Annotated in this window: 28 protein-coding genes; 21 read left to right on the top strand and 7 right to left on the bottom strand. The window is 29.8% G+C overall.

The genetic code is table 11. The features are described from left to right. Window positions 1-4: 4 nt before the first annotated feature. The 11 genes from gyrB (at window position 5) to L8X97_RS04355 (ending at window position 9,061) form a co-directional block, all read left to right on the top strand. Window positions 5-2,323 (top strand): DNA topoisomerase (ATP-hydrolyzing) subunit B, encoded by a 2,319-nt coding sequence (gene gyrB, locus L8X97_RS04405; protein ID WP_263662727.1) that lies wholly within the window; start codon window positions 5-7, stop codon window positions 2,321-2,323. A 275-nt stretch (window positions 2,324-2,598) separates the two neighbouring features. Further along, window positions 2,599-2,796: a hypothetical protein gene (locus L8X97_RS04400; RefSeq protein ID WP_133319083.1), complete on the top strand. Its 198-nt coding sequence runs from the start codon at window positions 2,599-2,601 to the stop codon at window positions 2,794-2,796. Window positions 2,797-2,844: 48 nt separating this feature from the next. Continuing rightward, window positions 2,845-3,516 (top strand): urease subunit beta, encoded by a 672-nt coding sequence (ureB, locus tag L8X97_RS04395; protein ID WP_263662726.1) that lies wholly within the window; start codon window positions 2,845-2,847, stop codon window positions 3,514-3,516. After that, window positions 3,513-5,210: an urease subunit alpha gene (gene ureC / locus L8X97_RS04390; RefSeq protein WP_263662725.1), complete on the top strand. Its 1,698-nt coding sequence runs from the start codon at window positions 3,513-3,515 to the stop codon at window positions 5,208-5,210. Before ureB ends, ureC begins: the two co-directional genes overlap by 4 nt. Further along, window positions 5,210-5,677 carry an urease accessory protein UreE gene (locus L8X97_RS04385; RefSeq protein ID WP_263662724.1) on the top strand — a complete coding sequence of 156 codons (468 nt, stop codon included), beginning with the start codon at window positions 5,210-5,212 and terminating at the stop codon, window positions 5,675-5,677. Before ureC ends, L8X97_RS04385 begins: the two co-directional genes overlap by 1 nt. A 2-nt stretch (window positions 5,678-5,679) precedes the next feature. Beyond that, window positions 5,680-6,348: an urease accessory protein UreF gene (locus L8X97_RS04380; protein ID WP_263662723.1), complete on the top strand. Its 669-nt coding sequence runs from the start codon at window positions 5,680-5,682 to the stop codon at window positions 6,346-6,348. Between the two features lie 10 nt (window positions 6,349-6,358). Beyond that, window positions 6,359-6,958, top strand: a complete 600-nt coding sequence (gene ureG, locus L8X97_RS04375; protein WP_039617044.1) for an urease accessory protein UreG — start codon at window positions 6,359-6,361, stop codon at window positions 6,956-6,958. 1 nt (window position 6,959) lies between these two features. Then, the gene (locus L8X97_RS04370; protein ID WP_220566958.1) at window positions 6,960-7,712 is read left to right on the top strand and encodes an urease accessory protein UreD; all 753 of its coding nucleotides are present in this window, start codon (window positions 6,960-6,962) and stop codon (window positions 7,710-7,712) included. 46 nt (window positions 7,713-7,758) lie between these two features. Then, entirely contained in the window at window positions 7,759-8,145 is a 387-nt protein-coding gene (queF, locus tag L8X97_RS04365) for a preQ(1) synthase (RefSeq protein ID WP_039617048.1), read from the top strand. A gap of 52 nt (window positions 8,146-8,197) precedes the next feature. Further along, window positions 8,198-8,842, top strand: a complete 645-nt coding sequence (locus tag L8X97_RS04360; RefSeq protein WP_263662722.1) for a porin family protein — start codon at window positions 8,198-8,200, stop codon at window positions 8,840-8,842. 9 nt (window positions 8,843-8,851) lie between these two features. Then, window positions 8,852-9,061 carry an alkylphosphonate utilization protein gene (locus L8X97_RS04355; RefSeq protein ID WP_039617052.1) on the top strand — a complete coding sequence of 70 codons (210 nt, stop codon included), beginning with the start codon at window positions 8,852-8,854 and terminating at the stop codon, window positions 9,059-9,061. 14 nt (window positions 9,062-9,075) lie between these two features. Here the strand turns inward: L8X97_RS04355 and thyX are convergent, their stop codons facing one another. After that, complete coding sequence (thyX, locus tag L8X97_RS04350) at window positions 9,076-9,708, bottom strand: FAD-dependent thymidylate synthase (RefSeq protein WP_039617054.1); 633 nt, start codon at window positions 9,706-9,708, stop codon at window positions 9,076-9,078. Between the two features lie 100 nt (window positions 9,709-9,808). On the opposite strand from thyX, the gene L8X97_RS04345 reads away from it, so the two are divergent. The 3 genes from L8X97_RS04345 to L8X97_RS04335 all read left to right on the top strand — a co-directional run bounded on the left by L8X97_RS04345 (window position 9,809) and on the right by L8X97_RS04335 (window position 13,654). Further along, entirely contained in the window at window positions 9,809-11,446 is a 1,638-nt protein-coding gene (locus L8X97_RS04345; RefSeq protein WP_263662721.1) for a CTP synthase, read from the top strand. Next, the gene (gene recJ / locus L8X97_RS04340) at window positions 11,436-13,007 is read left to right on the top strand and encodes a single-stranded-DNA-specific exonuclease RecJ (protein WP_263659219.1); all 1,572 of its coding nucleotides are present in this window, start codon (window positions 11,436-11,438) and stop codon (window positions 13,005-13,007) included. Before L8X97_RS04345 ends, recJ begins: the two co-directional genes overlap by 11 nt. Window positions 13,008-13,075: 68 nt before the next feature. Then, the gene (locus L8X97_RS04335; protein ID WP_220566962.1) at window positions 13,076-13,654 is read left to right on the top strand and encodes a lytic transglycosylase domain-containing protein; all 579 of its coding nucleotides are present in this window, start codon (window positions 13,076-13,078) and stop codon (window positions 13,652-13,654) included. Between the two features lie 8 nt (window positions 13,655-13,662). Here L8X97_RS04335 and prfA read toward each other — a convergent pair whose 3' ends face one another. The 5 genes from prfA to rsmA form a co-directional block, all read right to left on the bottom strand. Then, on the bottom strand, window positions 13,663-14,730 hold the full coding sequence (gene prfA / locus L8X97_RS04330; RefSeq protein ID WP_133319093.1) for a peptide chain release factor 1: 1,068 nt from the start codon (window positions 14,728-14,730) through the stop codon (window positions 13,663-13,665). A 3-nt stretch (window positions 14,731-14,733) separates the two neighbouring features. Further along, window positions 14,734-14,997: a 30S ribosomal protein S20 gene (gene rpsT / locus L8X97_RS04325; protein ID WP_039617063.1), complete on the bottom strand. Its 264-nt coding sequence runs from the start codon at window positions 14,995-14,997 to the stop codon at window positions 14,734-14,736. Between the two features lie 89 nt (window positions 14,998-15,086). Then, window positions 15,087-15,848, bottom strand: a complete 762-nt coding sequence (locus tag L8X97_RS04320; protein ID WP_263659218.1) for a pseudouridine synthase — start codon at window positions 15,846-15,848, stop codon at window positions 15,087-15,089. A gap of 9 nt (window positions 15,849-15,857) precedes the next feature. Then, complete coding sequence (locus L8X97_RS04315; protein ID WP_263728425.1) at window positions 15,858-17,816, bottom strand: ribonuclease J; 1,959 nt, start codon at window positions 17,814-17,816, stop codon at window positions 15,858-15,860. Beyond that, complete coding sequence (gene rsmA / locus L8X97_RS04310) at window positions 17,782-18,603, bottom strand: 16S rRNA (adenine(1518)-N(6)/adenine(1519)-N(6))-dimethyltransferase RsmA (RefSeq protein ID WP_263661399.1); 822 nt, start codon at window positions 18,601-18,603, stop codon at window positions 17,782-17,784. The genes L8X97_RS04315 and rsmA overlap by 35 nt, the downstream gene beginning before the upstream one ends. Before the next feature lie 90 nt (window positions 18,604-18,693). Here rsmA and L8X97_RS04305 point away from each other — a divergent pair, with 90 nt between their 5' ends. From L8X97_RS04305 to L8X97_RS04285, 5 genes are read left to right on the top strand one after another with little or no spacing between them, the layout of a single operon-like run. Then, window positions 18,694-19,227, top strand: coding sequence for a purine-nucleoside phosphorylase (locus L8X97_RS04305; protein WP_263662720.1), 534 nt, complete (start codon window positions 18,694-18,696; stop codon window positions 19,225-19,227). Between the two features lie 8 nt (window positions 19,228-19,235). Next, window positions 19,236-20,306 carry a 23S rRNA (adenine(2503)-C(2))-methyltransferase RlmN gene (gene rlmN, locus L8X97_RS04300; protein ID WP_263661401.1) on the top strand — a complete coding sequence of 357 codons (1,071 nt, stop codon included), beginning with the start codon at window positions 19,236-19,238 and terminating at the stop codon, window positions 20,304-20,306. Next, the gene (locus tag L8X97_RS04295) at window positions 20,303-20,413 is read left to right on the top strand and encodes a hypothetical protein (protein ID WP_263659213.1); all 111 of its coding nucleotides are present in this window, start codon (window positions 20,303-20,305) and stop codon (window positions 20,411-20,413) included. Before rlmN ends, L8X97_RS04295 begins: the two co-directional genes overlap by 4 nt. Continuing rightward, window positions 20,403-20,672: a hypothetical protein gene (locus L8X97_RS04290; protein WP_263659212.1), complete on the top strand. Its 270-nt coding sequence runs from the start codon at window positions 20,403-20,405 to the stop codon at window positions 20,670-20,672. The genes L8X97_RS04295 and L8X97_RS04290 overlap by 11 nt, the downstream gene beginning before the upstream one ends. A gap of 45 nt (window positions 20,673-20,717) precedes the next feature. Next, window positions 20,718-21,422: a hypothetical protein gene (locus L8X97_RS04285; protein WP_263662719.1), complete on the top strand. Its 705-nt coding sequence runs from the start codon at window positions 20,718-20,720 to the stop codon at window positions 21,420-21,422. On the opposite strand, the gene L8X97_RS04280 is transcribed toward L8X97_RS04285, so the two are convergent. Next, window positions 21,419-22,321 (bottom strand): RluA family pseudouridine synthase, encoded by a 903-nt coding sequence (locus L8X97_RS04280; protein ID WP_263662718.1) that lies wholly within the window; start codon window positions 22,319-22,321, stop codon window positions 21,419-21,421. The two genes, L8X97_RS04285 and L8X97_RS04280, sit on opposite strands and share 4 nt — an antisense overlap. A 79-nt stretch (window positions 22,322-22,400) precedes the next feature. Between L8X97_RS04280 and purB the strand changes: the two genes are divergently transcribed. Beyond that, entirely contained in the window at window positions 22,401-23,729 is a 1,329-nt protein-coding gene (gene purB, locus L8X97_RS04275) for an adenylosuccinate lyase (RefSeq protein ID WP_263662717.1), read from the top strand. Window positions 23,730-23,746: 17 nt separating this feature from the next. Beyond that, complete coding sequence (locus L8X97_RS04270) at window positions 23,747-26,122, top strand: ribonucleoside-diphosphate reductase subunit alpha (protein WP_263662715.1); 2,376 nt, start codon at window positions 23,747-23,749, stop codon at window positions 26,120-26,122. Window positions 26,123-26,129: the final 7 nt, after the last annotated feature.

Genomic DNA, 26,129 nt, shown 5'->3' with positions numbered 1-26,129 from the left:
ATAAATGCAAGAAAATCAAAATTATGGCGCAGGAAATATTAAAGTTTTAAAAGGCTTAGAAGCTGTTAGAAAACGCCCTGGTATGTATATAGGTGATACCAACATAGGCGGTCTTCATCATATGATTTATGAAGTAGTGGATAATTCTATTGATGAAGCTATGGCAGGTTTTTGTGATACGATTAATGTAGAAATTACTACAGAAGGCTCTTGTATAGTAAGTGATAATGGTAGAGGAATTCCTGTGGGAATTCACCCTACTGAAAATATCCCTACTTTAACTGTAGTTTTAACCGTGCTTCATGCAGGTGGAAAATTTGATAAAGATACTTATAAAGTTTCAGGTGGTTTACACGGGGTTGGTGTAAGCGTTGTAAATGCTTTATCAAAAAAATTAGTTGCTACAGTGCATAGAGATGGAGAAATTTATCGCCAAGAATTTTCAGAAGGTAAAGTTACAAGTAATTTTGAAACCATAGGTAAAAGTAAAAAAACAGGAACAATCATAGAATTTTGGCCAGATGATCAAATTTTTGAAGTGACTGATTTTGATTATGAAATTTTAGCTAAAAGATTTCGTGAACTTGCATATTTAAATCCAAAAATTACTATAAATTTTAAAGATAATCGTGTAGGAAAAGCAGAAAGCTTTCATTTTGAAGGTGGTATAAGTCAATTTGTTACAGATTTAAATAAAAAACAAGCTCTAACTAAGGCAATATTTTTCAATGTAGATGAAGAAGATGTAAATGTTGAAGTAGCATTGCTTTATAATGATAGTTATAGTGAAAATTTACTTTCTTTTGTTAATAATATAAAAACTCCAGATGGTGGAACGCACGAAGCAGGTTTTAGAATGGGCTTAACTCGTGTTATTAGCAATTACATTGAAGCAAATGCTAGTGCTAGAGAGAAAGACTCTAAAATCACAGGTGATGATGTAAGAGAAGGTTTAATAGCAGTTGTAAGTGTTAAAGTACCTGAGCCACAATTTGAAGGACAAACTAAAGGAAAATTAGGTTCAAGCTATGTTAGACCTATAGTTTCTAAGACTTCTTTTGAGTATTTGACAAAATACTTTGAAGAAAATCCTATCGAAGCAAAAGCTATCATGAATAAAGCTTTAATGGCAGCTCGTGGTAGAGAAGCAGCTAAAAAAGCTAGAGAATTAACCCGTAAAAAAGAAAGTTCAAGTGTAGGGACTTTACCAGGAAAATTAGCTGATTGTCAAAGTAAAGATCCGAGTGAAAGCGAAATTTATTTAGTTGAGGGTGATAGTGCGGGAGGTTCTGCAAAACAAGGTAGAGAAAGAACTTTCCAAGCGATTTTACCTTTAAGAGGTAAAATACTCAATGTTGAAAAAGCAAGACTAGATAAAATTTTAAAAAGTGAACAAATTCAAAATATGATCACAGCTTTTGGTTGTGGGATCGGTGATGAGTTTGATATAGAAAAACTAAGATATCATAAAATCATCATTATGACAGATGCTGATGTAGATGGTTCTCACATACAAACTTTACTTTTAACATTTTTCTTCCGTTTTATGAATGATCTTGTAGCAAATGGACATATTTATTTAGCTCAACCACCTTTATATCGCTATAAAAAAGGTCAAAAAAAAGAAATTTATCTAAAAGATGAAAAAGCTTTAAATGATTATTTGATCGAAACAGGTATAGAAAGTTCTACTTATGAGGGTATAGGATTAAACGATTTAAAAGATTTTCTAAAAATCGTTGCAGCTTATAGAAGTGTTTTAAAAGAATTAGAAAAAAGATTTAATGTAATTTCAGTGATTAGGTATTTGATAGAAAATCCTGATTTGATAAAAGCTTCTAATGAAGAATTATTTAAAGTCATAAAAGAATTTTTAGAAAAACAAAATCACAATATCTTAAATTCATATATCAATGAAAATGAAATTCGTGTTTATGTACAAACTGAAAATGGTTTAGAAGAACTTATCATCAATGATGATTTATTTGCTAATCCTTTATATGAAGAGGCAAATTATATTTATCAAAAAATTAAAGATAGAGATTTAAAATTTGATAAAGATATTTTAGAAATTTTAGATGAAGTTGAAAAAAATGCTAAAAAAGGTGCTTATATACAACGCTATAAAGGTCTTGGTGAGATGAATCCTGAACAACTTTGGGAAACAACTATGGATCCAAGTAATCGTCGTTTGTTAAAGATCACCATAGAAGATGCTCAAAGAGCAAATGATACTTTCAACCTTTTCATGGGTGATGATGTAGAACCACGCCGTGAGTATATACAAGCTCATGCTAAAGATGTTAAACATTTGGATGTTTAATTTTTAAATGATTTTTTTAACTGGAGGGCAAGGTCATAGTGGAAAGACCTTGCTTGCTCAAAGACTTCTTGAAAAATTGTCCTTTTAGAGTAGATGAGGATGAAAAAATAACTGATTTTTTGTTTCCTATTGTAGATGGTATGATTTAAATTTGTATAGAAAATAAACAAAATTTAATCATTGAAGGATTTTATCTTACTCCAAAAAAGTTACAAAAATTTCAAAATCATTCTGATATTAAAATACTTTATATCGTTTTTTCAAAAGAATATATTTTGCAAAATTATGAATTAATCTATCAAAATGAAAATGTTATAGAAAAGCGTTTATTTAGTGAAAAAGAAGAAATAAACACTCTTATTTTAAATCATCAAAAATTTAAAGCTCAATGTGAAAATTTAAATCTTCCTTTTATAGAAATTCAAAAAGACTATAAAATAGAATTAAAAAATGTAATAGAATTTTTTGCTTAAAAGCAAGCAAATAGTTATATAATATCTAAAAAATTTATAAGGATTAAAATGCATTTTACTCAGCAGCAATTGCAACGATTAATGCTTCATTATGCAGGGAAAATCGCTAAAGATAGAAAAGAGCAAAAAATAAAATTAAATTATAATGAAGCTTTAGCTTATATATGTTATGAATTAATGGAACTTGCAAGAAAAAATTTAAGTGTGAGTGAATTGATGAGCATAGGGAAAACTTTACTTACAAGTGAAGATGTGATTGATGGTGTTGCAAGTATGCTTGAAGAAATTCAAATAGAACTTCCTTTTGAAGATGGCACAAAATTAGTTACTATACATGAGCCTATAGCAAATGATGATAAAATAAAAGCTGGAGAGATATTTTTATCATCAGAATTTATTGTGCTTAATGAAAATAAAACTTCTATAGAAATTAAAGTAAGCAATAAAGGTGATCGTCCTATACAAGTTGGTTCGCATTTTCATTTCTTTGAAGTTAATTGCTTTTTGTCTTTTGATAGAGAAAAGGCTTATGGTAAAAGGTTAAATATCGCTTCAGGAACAAGTGTGAGATTTGAACCAGGTGAAGAAAAAACAGTAAGTTTGATAGAATTTGGTGGTTTAAAAAAGGTTTTAGGTTTTAATAATCTTTGTGATGATTTTATCAATGATGAAAATAAAACTAAAGCTTTATCAAAAGCAAAAGAGAAAGGATTTCTTTGATTAAGATTAGCAAAAAAGACTATGTGAATATGTATGGTCCAACAACTAATGATAGAGTAAGATTAGCAGATACAGATTTGATTTTAAGAGTAGAAAAAGATTATACTTTATATGGCGAAGAAGTTAAATTTGGTGGTGGTAAAAATATTAGAGATGGTATGGCTCAAAGTGTAAGTGAGGGAGAATTTCCGGATTTAGTTTTAACTAATGCTTTGATTGTTGATTATACCGGTATTTATAAAGCAGATATTGGGATAAAAAATGGCTATATAGTAGGTATAGGAAAAGCAGGCAATCCTGATATACAAGATGGAGTTGATCCTAGCTTAGTTATAGGCACAAGTACAGATATTATCGGTGCAGAAGGTTTAATAGTAACTGCAGGTGGTATTGATACTCATATACATTTTATCTCCCCAACTCAAATTGAATGTGCCTTATATAGTGGTGTTACTACTATGATAGGAGGTGGCATAGGACCAAGTGAGGGAACAAATGCTACAACTTGCACAAGTGGGGCTTATCATATACATTCTATGTTAAAAGCTACGCAAAATTACCCTATGAATTTTGGCTTTTTAGGTAAAGGAAATTCAAGTAATAAAAATGCTTTAAAAGAGCAAATCATAGCTGGTGCATGCGGCTTAAAAATTCATGAAGATTGGGGTGCTACTTCTAGTGTGATTGATACTAGTTTAAATATAGCTGATGAAATGGATATACAAATAGCTATCCATACAGATACTTTAAATGAAGCAGGTTTTGTAGAAGATACGATTAAAGCTATTAATGGTAGAGTTATCCATACTTTTCACACTGAAGGTGCAGGTGGTGGCCATGCTCCTGATATTATTAAAATGGCAGGTTTTGAAAATGTTTTACCTGCAAGTACTAATCCTACTATGCCTTTTACTAAAAATACCATTGATGAGCATTTAGATATGCTTATGGTTTGTCATCATTTAGATAATAAAATCAAAGAAGATGTTGAATTTGCAGATAGTAGAATTCGTCCTGAAACTATAGCAGCAGAAGATAAACTTCATGATATGGGTGTTTTTAGCATTATGAGTAGTGATTCTCAAGCTATGGGACGCGTAGGTGAGGTAATTTTAAGAACATGGCAAAGTGCTGATAAATGTAAAAAAGAATTTGGTGCCTTGAAGGAAGATAATGATTTAGATGATAATTTCCGTATTAAACGCTATATAGCAAAATACACTATAAATCCTGCTATTGCACATGGGATTGATAGTTATGTTGGTTCTATTGAAGTAGGAAAATTTGCTGATTTAGTGCTTTGGCAACCTAAATTTTTTGGAGTAAAACCAAAGCTTATTTTAAAAGGTGGCTTGATAGTAGGTGCAAAAATAGGCGATGCTAATGCTTCTATCCCAACACCTGAGCCTATTATCTATGAAAAAATGTTTGGAGCAAATTTAAATGAAAATGCTTTACATTTTGTTTCTAAAGCTTCTTTAGAAGCTAATATGCCTGAAAAATTAAGCTTAAAAAGAAAATGTGTTGCAGTAAAAAATTGTAGAAATATTACTAAAAAAGACTTGAAATTTAATGATAAAGTTCAAGATATAGAAGTAAATCCACAAACTTATGAAGTAAAAATAAATGGTGAGCTTATTAGCTCTAAGAGTGTTGATTCTTTAGCTTTAGCTAGAAAATATTTTATGATTTAATGATTTTACTTCAAAATAAAATAACGCATTATGATTTAAACAAAGAATGCGATTTTTTAGAGCTTAGTTGGTTTGATACTTTTAAAAAGATATTAAGAACAACGACTTTAAAAGGACTAGATGTCGCTATAAAAATGCCTGGTAATAAAGGTTTAAATCATAATGATTGTTTATATGATGAGGATTTTTTGATTTTAGTGAAGATTAAACCTGAAAAGGTTTTAAAAATTCACATAGAAAATGAATACAACCTTGCTTTAATAAGTTATCAAGTGGGCAATATGCATTTAAATTTATTTTATAAAGATCATAAACTCATTACTTTAGAGCAAAATTCTATCATAAGGTTTTTAGAAAAATTTAATATAAAATACGAAAAATGTGAAGAAATTTTAGAGCCAAAATATATGCTTGATATGCCAAGTTTTATCCAAGTTGATCCAAATTTTAAACTTATTAAAGAATAAAGATGAATAAATTAAATTTTTTACTTTTACAAATTAGTGATTCTTCTTTTCCTATAGGAGCTTTTTCACATTCTTTTGGTTTAGAATCTTATGTGAATTTTGCTTATATAAAAAATATAGAAGATGCAAAAAAAGTTTTAAAAACTCAGCTTTATTCTAATATTTTATATTTTGAGCTTTTAGCTTTGAAAATAGCTTATGAAAATGCAAATGATGTAAAAAATTTACTAATTTATCAAAGAAAGTTTTTATCAAGTATAGTTGCAAAAGAACAAAGTCAAGCTTATGTTTTTCTAGCTAAACGCTTTGTAAAAAATGTAAGTCTTTATGGATTATCAAATCCTTTATTAAATCAATACATTAAAGAAAATCAAACTCCTATTTATCCTTTTGTGTATGCTTTATTTTGTAAAGATAATGAACTTGATTTTATGTATGAAAGTTTTTTATTTGCTTTAATGAGTAATTTTATTAATATTCTTGTGAAAATCGTGCCTTTATCACAAAATGAAGGGCAGATTTTACTTTTTCAATTACAGCAAGATTTTCAAAAGGTTCTTTCTAAATTACAAAATTTAACTTTAAAAGATTGGTGTGAAAATCATAATGTCTTAAATGATTATTTGGGTATAAAACACCAAAATTTAGCATTTAAAATTTATATTTCTTAAAAGGGTTATAATGGTTAAAATAGGCATAGGTGGTCCTGTAGGTAGTGGTAAAACAGCTTTAGTATTAAATTTATGTCAAGCTTTAAAAGATGAGCTTTCTTTGGCTGTAATTACAAATGATATTTATACAAATGAAGATGCAAATTTTTTAATCAAACAAGGCGTTCTTGAAAAAGAAAGAATCATTGGAGTGCAAACTGGAGGTTGTCCTCATACAGCCATTAGAGAAGATGCTTCTTGTAATCTTGAAGCTGTTGAACTTTTACAAGAGCGTTTTAGTGATTTAGATCTTATTTTTATAGAAAGTGGTGGAGATAATTTATCAATGACTTTTTCACCTGAACTTGTGGATTTTTTTATCTTTGTTATAGATGTTGCTCAAGGAGAAAAAATTCCACGCAAAGGTGGTCCTGCTATTTGTAGGTCTGATTTAATGATTATCAATAAAATAGACTTAGCTCCTTATGTAAATGCTTCTTTAAAAATCATGCAAGAAGATACTTTAAAAATGCGTGGAGATAGACCTTTTATCATGAGTAATCTTCAAACTAAAGAAGGTTTAGAAGAAATCATTACTTGGATTAAAAAATACACACTTTTAAAGGATTGATTTGTTTGCTCAAAAGAGTGTTTTTAAACTTACATTAGATACTATCAATGAAAAAACTATCATAAAAAATTCTTTTTTTACTCCTCCTTTTAAACTTATGAGGAATTTTTATGATAAAAAATTAACTAGTATATATGTTTTAAATTCTAGTGCCGGAATTTTTAAAGAGGATCATTTAAGTTTTGAAATCATATGTAAGAAAAGTACAAACACCGCTATACTCACACAAAGTTATGAAAAGGTATATGATACTAAAGATTCTTTTGCGAGTAAAAATATTGATTTTACTCTTGAAGAAAATGCAAGCTTTTTTTATATGCCAAAGCCACTTTTGCTTCAAGAAAATGCAAATTTTATACAAAACACAAAGATTAATCTAGCTTCTTTTTCAAGATTAGTTTATGTTGATTTTGTCATTTTTGGTAGAGTGGCTATGGATGAAAAATTTGCTTTTAAAAATTATGAGAGTTTAACTCAAATTTATAGAAATGATACTTTAATTTTAAATGATAAAATTAAAATCAATCCTTCTTATATGAAAGAAAATGATTTAAATTTTTTTGCAAATCATACGCATTATTTGAGTATTTATCTTTTTGGATATGATGAGTTTTATGAAGAATTAAAAGCTTCATTTGACGATATAAATCAACTTTTTTATGAGGGTTTGTGTATAAAAATTCTTAGTAATGAAAGTGAAAAATTACTTTCACTTCAAGATAAGCTTTTTAAATTTTGTCAAAATAAAATATAAAATATTGTGGTATTATAAAGTTTTAAAAACAAACTAAGGATTATAAATGCGATATGGTGAAAAAGAAATCAAAGAATTTAGTGTAGAAAATATGGAAGTTTGGCCAAATGATGCCAAAAATGATTATGTGATTAAAATCACTTTACCTGAATTTATGTGTTGTTGTCCGCGTAGTGGGTATCCTGATTTTGCTACAATTTACTTAGAATACATTCCAAATAAATTAGTAGTAGAACTTAAAGCAATCAAACTTTATATTAATACCTTTATGTATAGAAATGTTTCACATGAAGCAAGTATTAATGAAATTTATAATACTTTAAAAGAAAAACTTGATCCAAAATGGATAAAAGTAGTAGGTGATTTTAACCCTCGTGGTAATGTTCATACCGTGATTGAGTGTAGATCTGATTTAGTGGTACCACAAAATTAAATTTTTATTAAAAATAAAAGGATATATTATATCTTATTTAAAGGAGGAAAATATGAAATTAAAATTATTTAGTTTAGTTGCAAGTGTTGCTTTGGTTTCAAATTTAGCTTTAGCTGATGAAAATTCAGGAATATTATTAGGTATTGATGCTGGTTGGTTTCATACTAAGGTAAAATCTGATCTTGATCATACTAAAAATAATAAAAAATTTAATGGTGATTTAGAAGGAAATGTTCCTGTTTTTGGTTTAAGAGTTGGTTATCGTTTTAGTGAAAATCATAGAATTTATGGTGCTTATAATTATTCAAGCGAATTTAGTGATGTAATCAATACCACAAGATTAAAAATTGATGGAGAATTTACTACACATAAGTTTTTGCTTGGTTATGATTTTACTCCAAAAATCTTTGAAAAAACAAGAGCTGTTTTAGGTGTATATGGTGGCTATGCAAGAACAGATCTTACTTTAAAAACAAGCTTTTTATCATTATCTCAAGATTTTGATGGTTATACTTATGGAGCAAAAATCGGTGCTTTATATGAGTTAAATCAAGCAAATGAAATTGAGTTTGGTTTTAAAGCCGAGCAAACTCATTATAATACAAGAAATTTCTACCAAAGCAAGGTAGGTTCAAACTTTTACGATCCTAAACAAACAAATTATGGTTTATATCTAGGATATACTTATAAATTCTAAGGAGAATATATGCCAAAAGATGCAAATGGAACTGAGCTTAATGCAGGTGATAGTGTAAGTGTTGTGAAAGATTTGAAAGTAAAAGGTGCAAGCACTACTTTAAAGCGTGGCACGACTATAAAAAATATTAAGCTTACAAACAAAGACACTGAAATTGAAGCTAAGGTAGATAAATTTGGTGTGATTGTTTTAAAAACTGAATTTCTTAAAAAAATATAAGTAAAAATTCCCAATTAATCTTGGGAATTTTCTTCTTGATAAACACAATGTTTAAAAATAAATTGATGTTCCTCAGGCAAGTTTTCAAATAAGGCATTTGCGAGTTGTCTTATCTCCCAAAGGGCTGATTTTGAGCTTCTTAGAGTGATAAAATTTTGCAAACTTCTTGCATTAATTGTTAAAGTTAATTCTGTTTTATAGCTTTCTGGTAAGCAGTATTTTGCTATGTCTAAACTAATGCTATTTTGCAAAATCAAACGCAGATTTTCTAAAGCTTTGATGCTTGCATTATCCACTACTTCATTTCCGGTTAATACTAAGTATCTTTTAGCATTTTCAAAGTCATTTTCTTTAAATTCGCTTTCATTTCTTAGTTCTTTTAAAGTATATCTTGTGCTTTTTACACTAGGACTAGTGTGGCGGTGTCTTGCAACTTCTTGTAAGCATGCTCTTGAAATACCTTGTATATAAAAAGTATAGTTTAAATGCTCTAAGGTTGAAGCATGTTTGAATTTATTTCCCACTCGATCGATTAATTCTTTGTCTTTCTCACCACCACAATCACCTTTGTCAAAACTTTGCCAACATGTTCTTGTTGCATGAGAGCATACAGAAAGTGGAGTATGATTTAATAATGTGATTTTCATCGAAAATTTCCTTCAAAAATAATTGAATTTTACACAAATGTTTATAAAAATAAAATTTTTTATTCGTTATAATTTCAAAAAAAGAAATTAAGGTTATTTTATGAAATTAAAACAAACTAAGTATATTTTTGTAACCGGTGGTGTTTTAAGCTCATTAGGAAAAGGTATAGCAGCAGCTTCTATAGCTACGATTTTAAAAAATTCAGGTTTAAAAGTAAGTATTTTAAAAGCAGATCCTTATATTAATGTAGATCCTGGCACGATGAGTCCTTTGGAGCATGGGGAAGTTTTTGTAACTGAAGATGGAGCTGAGACAGATTTAGACTTAGGACATTATGAGAGATTTTTAAATGAGAATTTAACTCAGGATAATAACTTTACCACAGGAAGAGTTTATCAAAGTGTTATAGAAAAAGAAAGAAGAGGAGATTACTTAGGAAAAACTATACAAGTAATCCCTCATATAGTTGATGAGATAAAAGATCGTATTAAAAAGGCTGGAGTTGATAAAGATATTTTAATTGTTGAAATAGGTGGCACGGTAGGAGATATAGAAGGCTTACCATTTTTAGAAGCTATTAGAGCTTTAAAACTTGAAGTGGGTAAATACAATGCTATTAATATTCACTTGACTTTAGTGCCATTTATCAAAGCAGCAGGAGAACTTAAAACAAAACCAACTCAACATAGTGTGGGAGAATTACGCCGTATAGGTATAAGCCCTGATATGATCATTTGCAGAAGTGAAAAATCTTTAGATAGAGAGTTAAAAGACAAAATCGCAATTTCATGCGGAGTTGAAAAAAACTGCGTTATAGAAAGTGTGGATGCAGCTAGTATTTATCAAATTCCACTAAATTTTTTAAAACAAGATATTTTAAATTCTATTGCAAGTTTATTAGATCTTCAAAATTTAAAGCCAAGTATGAACGAATGGGATTCTTTAGTAAAAAGAGTCATCGCTCCAAGTAATGAACTTAGTATTGCTTTTGTAGGAAAATATGTAGATTTAAAAGAAAGCTATAAAAGCTTAACAGAAGCCATTATCCATGCAGGCGCAGCACTTGATGCAAGAGTAAATTTAAAATGGATCGATAGTGAAAAATTAGAAAATGTAAATGTCGAAGAAAGCTTTAAAGATGTAAATGGGATTTTAGTAGCAGGTGGTTTTGGTTACCGTGGAGTAGAAGGAAAAATCAAAGCCATACAATATGCAAGAGAAAATAAAATTCCATTTTTAGGAATTTGTTTGGGTATGCAGCTTTCTTTAGTGGAATTTGCACGCAATGTTTTAAAACTAGAAGATCCAAATTCTCATGAATTCAATCCAAATTGTAAAAATCCTATCATCTTTTTGATTGATGAATTTATTGACGCAAGTGGAGAAAAGCAAATTAGAACAAGTAAAACTCCACTTGGTGGAACTATGCGTCTTGGAGCTTATGAGTGTCATATCAAGCCAAATACACTTTTAAGTAAGGTTTATGATAATCAAAAAAGCGTAAAAGAACGTCACCGCCACCGCTATGAAGCTAATCCAAAATATAAAGAAATGTTTGAAAAAAATGGGCTTATTATAAGTGGGGAAAATGAAGGTTTAGTTGAGGCTGTAGAGCTTAAAGATCATCCATTTTTCTTAGCAGTGCAGTTTCACCCTGAATTTACTTCACGCTTAGTTAGGGTTAATCCGGCTATTTTTTCTTTTATCAAGGCATCTTTAACAAATCATGCTAAATAAAGCCAAAATAAAAGAAATTTTACACCAGCGTTTTATCAATGATACACATGTAAAGCTTTGTGATTTACCTATGCCATCTTGTTTAAAAGATGTCTATAAGGGTGCTTTACGTATTAAAGAAGCGATTGAAAAAAATCAAAAGCTTGCTATTGTTGGAGATTATGATGTAGATGGGGTGATTTCTTGTGTGATTTTATCTGAATTTTTTGATGATATCGGATATGACTATGTGGTAAAAATTCCAAATCGTTTTAAAGATGGATATGGTCTAAATGAAGAAATCATCAATGAACTTAATGGGGTAGATTTAATCATCACTGTAGATAATGGTATAGCAGCTTTTGATGCAGCAGAGCTTTGTTTGCAAAAAGGAATTGATTTAATTATTACCGATCATCATATGCCTCCAGCTACTTTACCAAAAGCTTATGCGATCATTAATCCTAAACAACAAGATTGTGAATTTCCTGATATTGAAATTTGTGGTGCTCAAGTGGCTTGGTATTTAGTTGCTGCTATAAAAGAAGTATGTAAGATTAATTATAATATGTGTAAATTTATAGAGCTTTTATCTATCGCAATTATCGCAGATATGATGGAGCTTAGAGATTTAAATAGAGCCTTAGTTAGAAAAGGCATAGAGTGTATTAATGATTCAAAACGAGTTGCATTTAAAGCTATCAAACAGTATTTTGGTAAGGATAAATTTGAACTTGATAATATTAGTTTTTTAATTGCACCTTTGATTAATAGTGCAGGTAGAATGGATGATGCGATTATTTCTTATAAATTTTTGCATTCTAAAAATATTAATGAGGTTATGGGTTATTTAGAACAAATCATTACTTATAATAATAGCCGTAAAGATGAAGAGCGCGAGCTTTTTAAACAATGTTTAGAACAAGTTGATGAAAATGATCCTGTGATTATTGTCAATGGCCAAAATTGGCATGAGGGTGTTTTGGGTATAGTTGCAAGTCGTTTAGCAAAGCATTTTAACAAGCCTGCCTTTGTTTTTTCAGAATGTGAGCAAAAGGCTAAAGCTAGCGTTAGAAGCGTGGGTAGGATAGATATTTTAAATGTTATAGAACAAGCTAAAGAATTTGTTTTAAGCTATGGTGGACATAAAGGTGCAGCTGGAGTTTTAGTCGAGCTTGAAAAATTTGGTATTTTTAAAAATAAGCTTTATGAAATTTGTCAAAATATCCCTAAAGATGATTTTTACAATACTGATGAGGTTTTAGGTAGTATTGATCCAAATGAAGTTGATTTTGAACTTTTAGAGATATTGGAATTTTTTGAACCTTTTGGGCATAAAAACCCAAGACCATATTTTAAATTTGATAAGCTTTTTGTAAAAAACAAAAAAAGACTTGGTAAAGATGAAAATCATATAAAACTTATTTTAACACAAGGAAATAAGACTTTAGAAGCTTTATTTTTTAACTTTGATTATGAGCCAGAAATTGGTGAAAATATTGATTTTATAGCTAGTATTTCTAAAAATAATTTTAGAGGATTAATCACCCCTCAACTTACTATAAAAGAAATTCTTAGATAATTTATTAACTTATTTGCATAATTTTTATTTATAAATTTGCTATAGCATAAGTACTATAAAGGAGTAAAATGTTAAAAAGGATTTTATTATTAGCAATATTTTTTAATTTTACTTTTGCTTTTGATACAAAAATTTTTATAGGTGATACTTATATACCTGAAAATTTTTATAAATATGATAAAGATTTTAAAATCGCAGCTAGAAAGTATAACATACCCATGGCATTACTTAAAGCCATAGCTTTGACAGAGAATGCAGCTTATGAACATAATATCATTGGTAGAAATAAAAATCAAACAAGAGATTATGGTTTAATGCAAATTAATAGCATTCATTTAAAGCGTTATGGTGTTAGCGAAAAGGAGATTGTAAAAGTTAGTGCAAATATAGACATAGCAGCAAGATTACTTTATGAAATTATACAACGATATGGGTTTAATTGGAATGCTATTGGAAGATATCATTCAGCAAATGATAAATATAAAAATATTTGGCTTGATAAAGTAATGAAAAATTTAGTTGCTATAGTTTTAAAAGATAGTAAAGATCTTTTTGTAATGGAAAAATTTAGAGCTTTTAAATTAGTTTCGCTTTTGATAAATGTTGATAAAGAACAATATAGAATTTTATTAGCAAGCAATAATTAAAACAAGAATTATAAATTTTCTTGTTTTAAAGCCTCTGCTTGATAATAAGCGATTAATGGCTCAATGATTTCATCAAAAAGTCCACCTTCTAAAATCGCATCAAGTCTATATAAAGTAAGATTTATTCTATGATCACTAATTCTATTTTGAGGGAAATTATAAGTGCGTATGCGTTCGCTTCTATCGCCACTTCCAACTTGTGATTTTCTTGCTTGACTTTCTTTAGCTAAGCGTTCTTGTTCTTGCATTTCAAAAAGTCTTGCCTTTAAGACTTTCATGGCACTTTCTTTGTTTTTATGTTGGCTTTTACCATCTTGATTTACTACAACTATACCTGTTGGAATGTGAGTGATTCTTACAGCACTATCTGTGGTATTTACGCTTTGACCACCATGACCGCTACTACGCATTACATCGATTTTTAAATCATTTGGATTGATTTGAATTTCAACATCATCAACTTCAGGCATAATAGCCACTGTAATAGCTGAAGTATGAACTCTACCTTGAGATTCTGTTTCAGGTACTCTTTGAACCCTATGTGTGCCACCTTCGTATTTTAGCCTTGAATAAGCTCCATTTCCTTTGATAAGAATGATGATTTCTTTAAATCCACCTACGCTACCTTCACTTGAGCTGACTATTTCGTATTTATAATCACGATTTTCAGCATAGCGTATATAAGCTTTTACTAAATCCCCAACAAATAAAGAAGCTTCATCGCCACCTGTGCCTGCACGAATTTCTAAAAAGATATTCTTATCATCGTTTGGATCTTTAGGTAATAAAAGAATTTTTAATTTTTCTTCAAGTTGTGGCTTTAAAACTTCGAGATTTTTAAGTTCTTCTTTTGCAAGTTCACCTAGTTCAGGATCAGATAAAAGAAGTTTATTTTCTTCTATATCATCTAAGGTTTTGAGATATTCTTTTGCTTTTTCTACTATGGGTTCTAAATTTTTTTGCTCTTTAGATAGAGCTGTCATTTTAGAAATATCATTAGAGATATTAACATCACTAAGAAGAGTATTTAACTCATCAAAGCGTGCTAAAAAAGGTTTGAGTTTATCAGCTAACATTAATTATGCTAATTTGTTTACCAATAATGCTAATCTGCTAACACGGCGTGATGCAGTTTGTTTTTTCAAAAATCCGCGACTTACCATAGCGTGAATGCTTTTATTAGCTACTTTTAATGCATTTTGTGCAGCTTCTTTATCGTTATTTGCCGCTGCTTCACGAACCGCTTTTGTAATGTTTTTTAATCTTGTTCTATAAAATCTATTTCTTTCAGTTCTTTTGATAGTTTGTCTTGCTCTTTTTTCAGCAGATTTATGGTTTGCCATAATTTTCCTTTTTTATATAAATTAAATTGCTAATTATACAAAATTAAAATTAAATTTTAATTAATTTAAGTATTTTTAAAGTATTAATTTTAATACCTAATATCATTTATTTTTAAAAAATCGCGCAGTTTTTCATACTCGCCATTTTCCAAATAACGATATTTACCAGCTTTTAACATACCAAGATCTAATGCTCCAAATGCCACTCTTTTAAGATCCATCACTTCTAAATCAAAATGTCCAAAAAAGCGTCTTAGCTCCCTATTTTTACCTTCATTAATGATTACTTTTAGTTTCGTATAGCCTCCGCTTGAACCAAAAATTTCAAAGCCTAAAAATGGAGCAAAACTCATTGAGGTTATTTTAGTTTTGGCGTGAGCCCCTTTTTTTTCATTTTGAATTTCTAAGCCATTTTGCATAGCTTCGATGACATTTTTATCTATATTACCTTTTACTTTTAAGTAATATTCTCTTTCTAAATCACTATGCATAAGTGCATCTGCTATTACAGGTGAATCAGTTAGTAAAAGTAATCCCTCGCTTGCAAAGTCAAGTCTTCCTACGCTAAGCCAAGTGCTAAATTGTTTTGGTAAAGTATGATAGATGGTTTTTCTGCCTCTATCATCTTTTTTACTAACTATTTCGCCTTTTTGTTTGTGATAAATGATGACTGAAAATTGTGTTTTTTTATGGAGTTTTTTACCATTGATAAAAACTTTATCCTCAGCATTTACACTATCATTTAGCAAGGCTGTTTTTTTATTGATTTTTACTAAGCCTTGCTTGATTAGCTCATCAGCCTCACGGCGAGAATATTTGCTATTGTGTGAGATGAATTTATTAATTCTCATAATTTTACTTTACATCACAAAAATAGTTGGTACTATGGTTGGATATTTTTTGATTTTTCTAAAAATATGCTTTCTTAGTACTTGTCTAATTTGAGCTTCTAAAACTTTTGGATTATCTAAAATTTCATCTTTTACATTTGGGAAAAATTGACTTAAAACATCACTCATTTCTTTTGAGAATGCTCCATCTTGTTTATCAGCTACCAAGCCATAACTAAATACTCTTGGTTTATTAATTAGTGTTTTACTTGCTTTATCAAGCTGGGCGATGATGACAACTATACCGCTATCTGCTAGTTTTTGTCTATCAATTACCACATCATCTGCGATTTGTTTGTTGATTTGATTATCCACAAAGACTTTTCCTGTTTTAACTGTTTTTACACGTTTGATGTATTTTTGACAAAGCTCTACTTGATCCCCATCACTCATTAAGTAGATGTTTCTTTCAGGTATACCACATTTTAGAGCAGTTTCTTTATGTTTATTGATATGATTATACTCTCCATGCACTGGTAAGAAAAATTTAGGTTTTACTAAAGTTAGCATGAGTTTTTGTTCTTCTATACTAGCATGTCCGCTTACATGAATTTCACTAAATTCTTGATAAGCTACTTTAGCTCCTGCTTTTAAAAGAAAATCAAGTACAGCAGAAACATTTGCTTCATTACCTGGTATTGCTTTAGCTGAAATGATAACTTGATCGCTAGGTTTGATTTTGATAAATTTATGCTCATCAGTTGCCATTCTATATAAAGCACTCATGGTCTCGCCTTGACTTCCTGTAGTGACAATTAGTACTTCGTTGTCTTTGTATTTGCTTACTTCATCAGCGTCAATGAAAATTTTCCTATCAAGTTTGATATAGCCAAGTTCCATAGTAGTATAGAGATTTCTTTCCATAGAACGCCCTATAACACACACTTTTCTGCCGTATTTTAAACCATAACTAATAGCTTGATATACGCGGTGGATATTAGAGCTAAAGGTGCTCATGATTACCCTGCCTTTAGTTTTGGCAAAAATTTGATCAAAAGTAGGTCCTACAGAGCTTTCGCTTTTTGTATAGCCTTCTTTATATGAGTTTGTACTATCACTTAAAAGACAAAGCACACCTTCTTCGCCATATTGAGCTAAACGACTTAAATCCGTTGGATAACCATCAATTGGTGTTTGATCTATTTTAAAATCGCCAGTGTGTATGATGGTTCCTGCTTTAGTTTTAATAGCCAAAGCACAAGCATCGATGATAGAGTGGGTTATGTGAATCCATTCTAAATTAAATTCACCTATTTCATAAATTTGTCTTTTTGTTATAGGTCTAAACCATTTACGCTCAGCCTTTAAACCATGTTCTTCAAATTTATTTGAAATCATACCTAGTGCTAAAGGTGTTGCGTAGATAGGAAATTGAAATTCTTTGAAAAAATACGGTACAGCACCGATATGATCTTCATGAGCATGAGTGATGATGATAGCGCGAATTTTGTTTTTAATCTTTCTTACATAGTCAAAATCAGGTATGATAATATCTACTCCATGCATGGTTCCATCTGGAAAACTCATACCTATATCAACGATAATTGCATCGTTGTTGGTTTCAAAAACAGTGATATTTCCACCGATTTCCCCAAGCCCACCCAAAGGTGTAATACGAATTTTATGTTCGCTTGAGTTGTTGTGTTTTAAAGGGTGAAGTCTTAGCTCGTGCATGATTTTATTAGCTTCTATGCTTTTAGCAAGTTCTATTTGCCATTCTTCATTACCGCTTAATTTAGATGGTAAATTTCTATTTTTTTTCTTTTTCTTTTTTTCTTCGCTAGCTTCAGTTTGAGCATTTTCTACTTTTGTTTCATTTTTAATTTCACTATTTTGCTCTTGATTTTGTGAATCTTTTTTTCTTTTGTTTCTAAATTTATTAAATCTTTTAGTTTTATTTTGTTCTTGAGTTTTGTTTTCTTCGCTCATAGTCATCCTTTAAATAGTCATAAATTTTAAGGTATGAATCAACGCTAATTTCATGAGCTCTTGAGGTAGAAGAGATGTTTAGTGCTTCAAATGCTTTTAGAATTTTTTCTTTTTTATTTTTAAAATTAGATAAGAGTTGTTTTCTAGGATTTTGAAAACAAGCTCTAAGAAATTCTTTAAAAGCTTCTATATTTTCACATTTTTGCTGATAATGAGTAGTTTTTATTAACTTCATTACAGCTGAAGTAACTTTTGGTGGAGGATTAAAGCTTTGTGGTTGTATATCAAAAAGCATTTGTCTTTGGCATATTAATGCACAAAGCACCCCTAAGGCCGAAAAATTACTTTCTTTTTCATTCGCACAAAATTTCTGTGCCACTTCTTTTTGCACCATTACTATAAGCCCAAGGCAATTTTGATCTTCTAGGGCTTTTAAAATCAAATTTGTAGCAATATAATATGGTAAATTTGCTACTAAAAAGTACTCTTTATCGCTTAAACTTCCTTGATCAAAAGCATCACTTGCATTTTGATGAATAAGCTCAAAATTTCCACCTTCAATCTCATTTTGAAATTTTTTATTTAAAATAGGAATCAAATCTTTATCAATCTCATAAGCTCTAATATGAGCTTGTGGAATTTTCAAAAGTTCTTGCGTTAAATCACCTAAGCCAGGCCCAATCTCAACTATATTTTTAGTATCTTTGGGTATGGCTTGGATGATTTTATCTACCACGCTTTTATCACATAAAAAATTTTGCCCAAAATGTTTTTTTGCTTTTATCATAAATTTATTTTATCTAAAAAATATTAATTATAGCATTATTTTAAGCGCTAATTAGATAAAATTTGAATTATTTTTTATAAAGGTTAATTTTTGAAAAATCTTATAGTGTGTGCAGGAGGAAATGAGGATTTTAAATTTGCACAAAGTATAGGCATAGGTTTAGTTAATTCTGCTTTTTATCTAGGTAAAATTTTAAGTCAAGTAAAAACAGATAGAGTGATTTTTATAGGTACATGTGGAATTTACCAAGAAGGAAAAATTTTAGACATTTATGAAAGTTCTAATGCTGCAAATTTAGAATACGCAGATTTATTTGATAGTTTTTATACACCTATAGCAAATGAGATTAGATTAAATGTTTCACATGAAACTATGATTAATTCTTCAAATTATATTTGCAAAGATGAAAATATTGCCCAAGAATTTTTTAAAAAAGGCGTACATATAGAAAATATGGAAGCATACGCTGTGCTTTCTTGTGCAAAAATGCAAGGAATAGAAGGAATTTGTTATTTATGTGCTACAAATTTTTGTAATGAATTTGCACATGAAGATTTTTTTAAAAATCATCAAGAAGCAAAAGAATTATTAAAAGATTTTTTATTAGATAAGAAACTTATATAGGAAAAAAATTGAGTGAATTAAAAAATATATTAGATTTTACTAAAGAAGAATTAGAAAATTTAGTCCAGCCAAAATTTAGAGCAAAGCAAATTTTTGAATGGTTATATAAAAAATATGCAGACGATTTTTTACAAATGTCATCTTTACCAAAAGACTTTAGAGTGTATTTACAAGAAAATTTTCATTTTTCACCTTTAAAATGTGTGAAAGATGAAAAAAGCAAAGATGGTAGTATAAAATATCTTTTTGAGCTTTTAGATGGTAAAAAAATAGAAGCTGTTTTGCTACCTATGAAAGAAGAGCTTGTAGATGAAAATGGAAAAATCATCAAACATGCAAGATATACTATTTGTGTTTCCTCTCAAGTGGGGTGTAAAAGTGGGTGCAGTTTTTGTCTGACTGCTAAAGGCGGTTTGAAAAGAAATTTGACTGCAGGAGAAATAGTAGGACAAATTTTATGGATTAAAAAACATAACAACATACCTTATGAAAGAAGGGTTAATATAGTCTATATGGGTATGGGAGAGCCTTTGGATAATCTTAAAAATGTTTCTAAGGCAGTTAAAATTTTAGCTGATAATGATGCTTTAGCGATAAGCCCTAGAAGACAAACTATAAGCACAAGTGGTTTAGCAAAGCAAATTAAAGAGCTTGGAGAAATGAATTTAGGTGTGCTTTTGGCTATTTCGCTCCATGCTGTAAATGATGAGCTTAGAAGTGAATTAATGCCTATTAATAAAGCTTATAATATAGCAAGCATTATGGAAGCGGTGAGAAATTTTCCTATAGATCAGCGTAAAAGAGTAATGTTTGAATACCTTTTAATTGATGGTATAAATGATAAAATAGAACATGCAAAAGAACTAGTCAAGCTCTTAAATGGTATAAAAGCCAAAGTGAATTTAATACTTTTTAATCCACACGAAGGAAGTTTATATAAAAGACCAAGTGTTGAAAATGCGGTTAAATTTCAAGATTATTTAAGTGCAAAAGGTGTTACTTGTACGATAAGAGAAAGCAAGGGACTTGATATTTCAGCTGCATGCGGACAGCTTAAAGAAAGGCAGAGTAAACAATGACTTTTTTAGATATAGTCCAACTTATTTTTATAAGCATAGTAGTGATCATAGGACTTGGTGGGATTATTTATGTATTAAAAAATGAAGGGAAAAATAATGATAGATAAAAAACAATTGTTAGAAAATCAATTATTTCAAAATAGATATATAAAGCCAAATATTTCTTGGTATTTTTCTCATTTAAATGGTAAAAGAGGAATTGCTAGAATTTTTAAAGTTCCTTATGCTGCTTTGATGAAAAAATTTTATTTGAAAAAATACTTCGAAAAGAGGGTTTTAGAAGGTAAGGTGGATATTCCTTATTTAGAATTAGTTTTAACTACAAGATGTACTTTGCGTTGTGAATCATGTAATAATTTGATGTAGTATTTTTCACCATCAAATCAATATACCTGTACTTTAGAGGGCATTATGGAATCATTAGATCTACTTTTATCTAAAGTAGATTCTATTGCAAGAGTTAGAATTATAGGCGGAGAACCCCTGTTGTTTAAAGATTTACCACAATTGATTGATTATTTAGATGCTCAAAAGAAAATACTAACTTTTTCTTTAGTTACTAATGCAACTATTGATTTTAAAGATGAATTGATGAAAAAGTTAAAAAAATCTAATAAGGTTAGAAAAATTACAATTTCAGACTACAAAAGATCGCCAAATTTAAAAATTCCACTAAAACAAGAAAGCATTCTAAGAAAATTAAAAGAAAATAAAATTCCATTTTCTATGAACTCTAGTGGCGAAAATTCTACTTGGAGTGATCCTGAAAAAATTTATAAACGCGGTAGAAGTAAAGAAGATATAATCAAAAATTATCGTAATTGTCAAATGCCATGTGTAAGTTTGATGACATCTGAGGGCTTAGAAAATAAACAATTAGCACCTAAAGGAGCTATTTTTGTTTGTCCTATATCAAGCTCCTTGTCACGCTTAAAAGGACTTGAAGAATTTAATGGTGATTTTTTAAATTTAGAGGATTCTAAAGAAAGATTTTTTGAATTTTATTCTCAAGATTTTTATAAATCTTGTGATTATTGTAGAGATTATGGTAAACCAGCTAAGCAAATTGCAGTTGCAATCCAAACTGATAAGGTTTTAAAATTAGAAAAAGATTAAGGTAGATTTTTCAAAAATTCACCTTTTATATCTTTTTGAGATTGTATCAAAAATTTTTGATTTTTATATGTAAATTCTAAGCTAAAAGAGTGTAAAAGCAGTCTTTTAGCGCCTGTAATTTGAGCTCTTTTTATATCACTCATTTTTCCATCTAATATTTGCTCTATTTGTGTTTTTTCTAAACCATATAAAGGTTCACCTAAAATTTTATGTTTCACATGAAACAAATGTAATCTTATTTGATGTTGTCTGCCTGTTAGAGGTTTAGCTAAAACTAAACTAGCATCTAAATTTTCAAAATATTCTAAAGTATAAAATTGTGTTAAAGCTTCTTTGCCATTTTCACAAATATGCATCCTAGTTTTTACTGTATCATAGTCTTTAGCTAAATCCATGCTTTTATCTACTATAAATTCTTTTTCAGTTTTTCCTTTTGCTAGAGCAAGATAACTTTTTTGCACTAATCTTTTTTCAAACATAGTTTTTAACTCAATTTGTGCATTTTTATGTTTTGCTATGAGTAAAAGTCCGCTTGTTTCTTTATCTAGTCTATGAGCCACGCAAGCTTTTTCACCCCATAAATGCCAAATTTCATCACAAAGACTATAAGCACAATTGCGCCCATTAGGATGAGTTAGCACTCCACTTGGTTTTTCTACGATGGCAAAATCTTCATTTTCAAAAACTATTTCTAATCCTTTGGGGTTGTTTTCATATACGATTAATTCTACTAAACCATTTAAAAATTTATTTTTTTCTTCTACCAAATTTCCATCACAAAATAATCTTTTTTTATCAATGAGTTTTTGTGCTTCACGCATAGAAATTTTTAACTCTTCCATAAGTAGTCTAAATGCCTTTTTTCCATTATTTGCTAGTTTCTTTTTTATATATGCCATTTAATAACTTTCTTAGGTAATTTATAATAAAATTCAAGCTATTTTTTCATAAAAAATTATATAAAAAAAGGTCTTGAAAATGGTTGAAAGATATAGTAGAGAAATCATGGCTAAAAAATGGGACATGCAAGCAAAATATGATACATGGCTAAAAGTAGAATTAGCTGCTGTGAAAGCATGGAATAAACTTGGTCTTATTAAAGACGATGATTGTGAAAAAATTATAAAAAATGCAAAATTTGATATAGCAAGAATAGATGAAATAGAAAAAACTACCAAACATGATGTTATCGCTTTTTTAACTAGTGTAAGTGAAAGCTTAGGCGAGGAAAGTCGTTTTGTACATTATGCAATGACAAGTTCAGATTGTATTGATACCGCAGTTGCTTTGCAGATTAAAGATAGTTTAGAACTAATCTTGCAAGATTTAGATCAAGTTTTAGCAGCGATTAAAACAAGAGCATATGAGCATAAAAATACCTTAATGGTAGGAAGGAGTCATGGAATTCATGGAGAGCCTATAACTTTTGGTTTAGTTTTGGCTATTTGGTATGATTCGCTAGTTCATGCAAAAGATTTAATTATTCATGCAAAAGAAGTGATTAGCTATGGAAAAATCAGTGGTGCTATGGGAAATTTTGCTCATGCTCCACTTGAATTTGAAGAAGAAGTTTGTAAAAATTTAGATCTTAAACCAGCACCAGTTTCAAACCAAGTTATACAAAGAGATCGTTACGCACAAGTTATCTCGGCTTTAGCTATTTTAGCTTCAAGTTGTGAGCAAATTGCTGTTGCTATCCGCCATTTTCAAAGAACAGAAGTATATGAAGCTGAAGAATATTTTTCTCAAGGACAAAAAGGAAGTTCAGCTATGCCTCATAAAAGAAATCCTGTTTTGAGTGAAAATATTACTGGTCTTTGCAGGATGATAAGAGCTTATGTAACACCTGCTTTAGAAAATGTAGCATTATGGCATGAAAGAGATATATCACATTCTAGTGTAGAAAGATTTGTATTACCTGATGCTTTTATCACGACTGATTTTATGCTTTCAAGATTATGCGGTGTGGTAGAAAAGCTTTTGGTATATCCAGAAAATATGATGAAAAATTTAAATTTAACTGGAGGGCTTGTATTTTCTCAAAGAGTATTGCTTGAACTTCCATTTAAAGGTATAAGCAGAGAAGAAGCTTACAAGATTGTTCAAAGAAATGCTATGAAAGTTTGGGCTGATTTACAAAATGGTAAGCCTGCTTTAAATGAAAAAGGCGAGAGTTTGTTTTTATTAGCTTTATTAGCTGATGAGGATTTGAAAAATTCTTTAAGTGAAGCAGATATTAGAAATTGCTTTGATTATAACTACTATACTAAAAATGTAGATAAAATTTTTGAAAGAACTTTTAAATAATAAACTAGGGGTTGTGAGTGAAAGTATTAAAAAGAAATGGAAGAACTGAAGAGTTAGATGTTTCTAAGATTAAAAAATATACTACCGACGCGGTGGCAAATTTAGAAAATGTAAGTCAAAGTGAGCTTGAAGTAGATGCAAAAATTCAATTTCGTGATGGTATAACAACAGAAGAAATCCAACAAACTCTTATAAAAACAGCAGTAGATAAAATAGATATTGATAGACCTAATTGGACCTTTGTTGCCGCAAGATTATTTTTGTATGATTTATATAAAAAAGTAAGTGGTTATAATGGGTATAAGCATTTAAGAGAATACCTTGAAAAAGGCGAAAAAGAAGGTAGGATTTTAATCGGCCTAAAAGAAAAATATGATTTAGATGATCTTAATGCTTATATCAAGCCAGAGCGTGATTTGCAATTTACTTATCTTGGTATAAAAACTTTGTATGATAGGTATTTGATTAAAGATTCTAAAGGTATGCCTATAGAATTACCACAACAAATGTTTATGGCTATTGCGATGTTTTTAGCACAAAATGAATTAGATTCTCAAACTTGGGCTAAAAAATTTTATGATTTGATCTCAACTTTTGAAGTAATGCTTGCAACTCCAACCCTTTCAAATGCAAGAACTACAAGACACCAATTAAGCTCATGTTATATAGGAAGCACACCTGATAATATAGAAGGGATTTTTGATTCCTATCAAGAAATGGCACTCTTATCTAAATTTGGCGGTGGCATAGGCTGGGATTGGTCTAAGGTGCGTGCTATGGGTGGAAGTATAGATGGGCATAAAAACGCAGCAGGCGGGATCATACCATTTTTAAAAATCACTAATGACATAGCCGTTGCTGTTGATCAACTTGGTACTAGAAAAGGGGCGATTGCTGTATATATCGAACCTTGGCATATGGATATTAATGACTTTTTAGATTTGCGTAAAAATTCTGGCGAAGAAAGAAGAAGAGCGCATGAACTTTTCCCTGCTTTGTGGACTAATGATTTGTTCATGAAAAGAGTAAGGGCAAATGGTAAATGGACGCTTTTTGATCCTGCTGATACAGCAAGTTTATGCGATTTATACGGTGAAGAATTTGAAAAAAAATACGAAGAATTTGAAAAAGATGAAAGCATAGCTAAAGAAATTATAGATGCAAAAGAGCTTTGGAAAAAAATACTTTTATCTTATTTTGAAACAGGTATGCCATTTTTATGTTTTAAAGATAGTGCAAACAAAACAAATCCAAATTCCCACGCAGGAATTATAAGAAGTTCAAATTTATGTACAGAAATTTTTCAAAATACAGATCCAAACTATTATCAAATTAAAATCGTATTTGATGATAAAACAGAGCTTCATTTAGACGAGGATGAAGAGCTTACAATAGATGGAGGGTATAAAAAACTTGCTAAGAAAGTTTCTACTTTAGATAGTATCAATGGTAAAAAAGTTTACATAGTAGAAAAATATAAAAACGAAGGAAAAACAGCAGTTTGCAATCTAGCAAGTATAAACTTAAGTAAAATCAACACTAAAGAAGATATCCAAAGAATAGTACCAACAGCGATAAGAATGCTTGATAATGTGATTGATTTGAATTTTTATCCCCATGTAAAGGTTAAAAATACCAACTTAAAATCACGCGCTATAGGACTTGGTGTAATGGGTGAAGCGCAAATGTTGGCTGAAGCTCAAATTTATTGGGGTTCTAATGAGCATTTTGAAAAAATTGATCGTATTATGGAGATGATTAGCTATGAGGCTATTTTAGCTAGCTCAAATTTAGCCTTAGAAAAAGGAAGCTATCCTGACTTTGAAGGATCAAACTGGAGTAAAGGTATAGTGCCAATTGATGTAGCAAATGAAAATGCTAAAAAACTTACCGCAAGTGAAGGTTTGTTTGATCAAAGCGAGTGTGATTGGGAAAAATTAAGAGAAAAACTAAAAAGAGATGGCATAAGAAATGGTTATTTAATGGCTATAGCGCCAACTTCTTCTATCTCGATTTTAGTGGGTACTACTCAAACAATTGAGCCTGTATATAAAAGAAAATGGTTTGAGCAAAACTTAAGTGGTATGATACCAACTGTGGTGCCAAATTTAAGCGCTAATACTTGGCAGTATTATACTCCTGCTTATGAGCTTGATCAAAAAATCTTAGTAAAAGCAGCAGCGATTCGTGGTAAATGGATTGATCAAGGTCAATCATTAAATATCTTTGTTTCTTTAGATAAAGCAAGCGGTGGATATTTAAATGAAATTTATCAACTTGCTTGGGAATTAGGTGTTAAATCAACTTACTATCTAAGAAGCGAAAGTCCTGATAGTCAAAAAGTAAATGATGATGTGGTTGATAGAACTATAGAATGTGAAGGTTGTCAATAAAAATGGA

It is taken from the genome of Campylobacter sp. CNRCH_2013_0671h (genome assembly GCF_025773055.1).
Classification (GTDB): domain Bacteria; phylum Campylobacterota; class Campylobacteria; order Campylobacterales; family Campylobacteraceae; genus Campylobacter_D; species Campylobacter_D lari_D.
The sequence above is the reverse complement of the archived record's forward strand: the minus strand, read 5'-3'. Positions and strand labels throughout refer to the sequence as shown.

Coding starts and splice junctions, on each gene's coding strand:
- thyX (WP_039617054.1), bottom strand. CDS start 9,708: ATGAAAATCACATTATTAAATCATACTCCACTTTCTGTATGCTCTCAT.
- rsmA (WP_263661399.1), bottom strand. CDS start 18,603: ATGATAAAAGCAAAAAAACATTTTGGGCAAAATTTTTTATGTGATAAA.
- ureG (WP_039617044.1), top strand. CDS start 6,359: ATGGTTAAAATAGGCATAGGTGGTCCTGTAGGTAGTGGTAAAACAGCT.
- L8X97_RS04345 (WP_263662721.1), top strand. CDS start 9,809: ATGAAATTAAAACAAACTAAGTATATTTTTGTAACCGGTGGTGTTTTA.
- rpsT (WP_039617063.1), bottom strand. CDS start 14,997: ATGGCAAACCATAAATCTGCTGAAAAAAGAGCAAGACAAACTATCAAA.
- L8X97_RS04320 (WP_263659218.1), bottom strand. CDS start 15,848: ATGAGAATTAATAAATTCATCTCACACAATAGCAAATATTCTCGCCGT.
- queF (WP_039617048.1), top strand. CDS start 7,759: ATGCGATATGGTGAAAAAGAAATCAAAGAATTTAGTGTAGAAAATATG.
- prfA (WP_133319093.1), bottom strand. CDS start 14,730: ATGTTAGCTGATAAACTCAAACCTTTTTTAGCACGCTTTGATGAGTTA.
- L8X97_RS04280 (WP_263662718.1), bottom strand. CDS start 22,321: ATGGCATATATAAAAAAGAAACTAGCAAATAATGGAAAAAAGGCATTT.
- L8X97_RS04315 (WP_263728425.1), bottom strand. CDS start 17,816: ATGAGCGAAGAAAACAAAACTCAAGAACAAAATAAAACTAAAAGATTT.
- L8X97_RS04380 (WP_263662723.1), top strand. CDS start 5,680: ATGAATAAATTAAATTTTTTACTTTTACAAATTAGTGATTCTTCTTTT.
- L8X97_RS04335 (WP_220566962.1), top strand. CDS start 13,076: ATGTTAAAAAGGATTTTATTATTAGCAATATTTTTTAATTTTACTTTT.
- L8X97_RS04360 (WP_263662722.1), top strand. CDS start 8,198: ATGAAATTAAAATTATTTAGTTTAGTTGCAAGTGTTGCTTTGGTTTCA.
- gyrB (WP_263662727.1), top strand. CDS start 5: ATGCAAGAAAATCAAAATTATGGCGCAGGAAATATTAAAGTTTTAAAA.
- L8X97_RS04290 (WP_263659212.1), top strand. CDS start 20,403: ATGATAGATAAAAAACAATTGTTAGAAAATCAATTATTTCAAAATAGA.
- recJ (WP_263659219.1), top strand. CDS start 11,436: ATGCTAAATAAAGCCAAAATAAAAGAAATTTTACACCAGCGTTTTATC.
- purB (WP_263662717.1), top strand. CDS start 22,401: ATGGTTGAAAGATATAGTAGAGAAATCATGGCTAAAAAATGGGACATG.
- L8X97_RS04385 (WP_263662724.1), top strand. CDS start 5,210: ATGATTTTACTTCAAAATAAAATAACGCATTATGATTTAAACAAAGAA.
- L8X97_RS04285 (WP_263662719.1), top strand. CDS start 20,718: ATGGAATCATTAGATCTACTTTTATCTAAAGTAGATTCTATTGCAAGA.
- ureB (WP_263662726.1), top strand. CDS start 2,845: ATGCATTTTACTCAGCAGCAATTGCAACGATTAATGCTTCATTATGCA.
- L8X97_RS04355 (WP_039617052.1), top strand. CDS start 8,852: ATGCCAAAAGATGCAAATGGAACTGAGCTTAATGCAGGTGATAGTGTA.
- L8X97_RS04295 (WP_263659213.1), top strand. CDS start 20,303: ATGACTTTTTTAGATATAGTCCAACTTATTTTTATAAGCATAGTAGTG.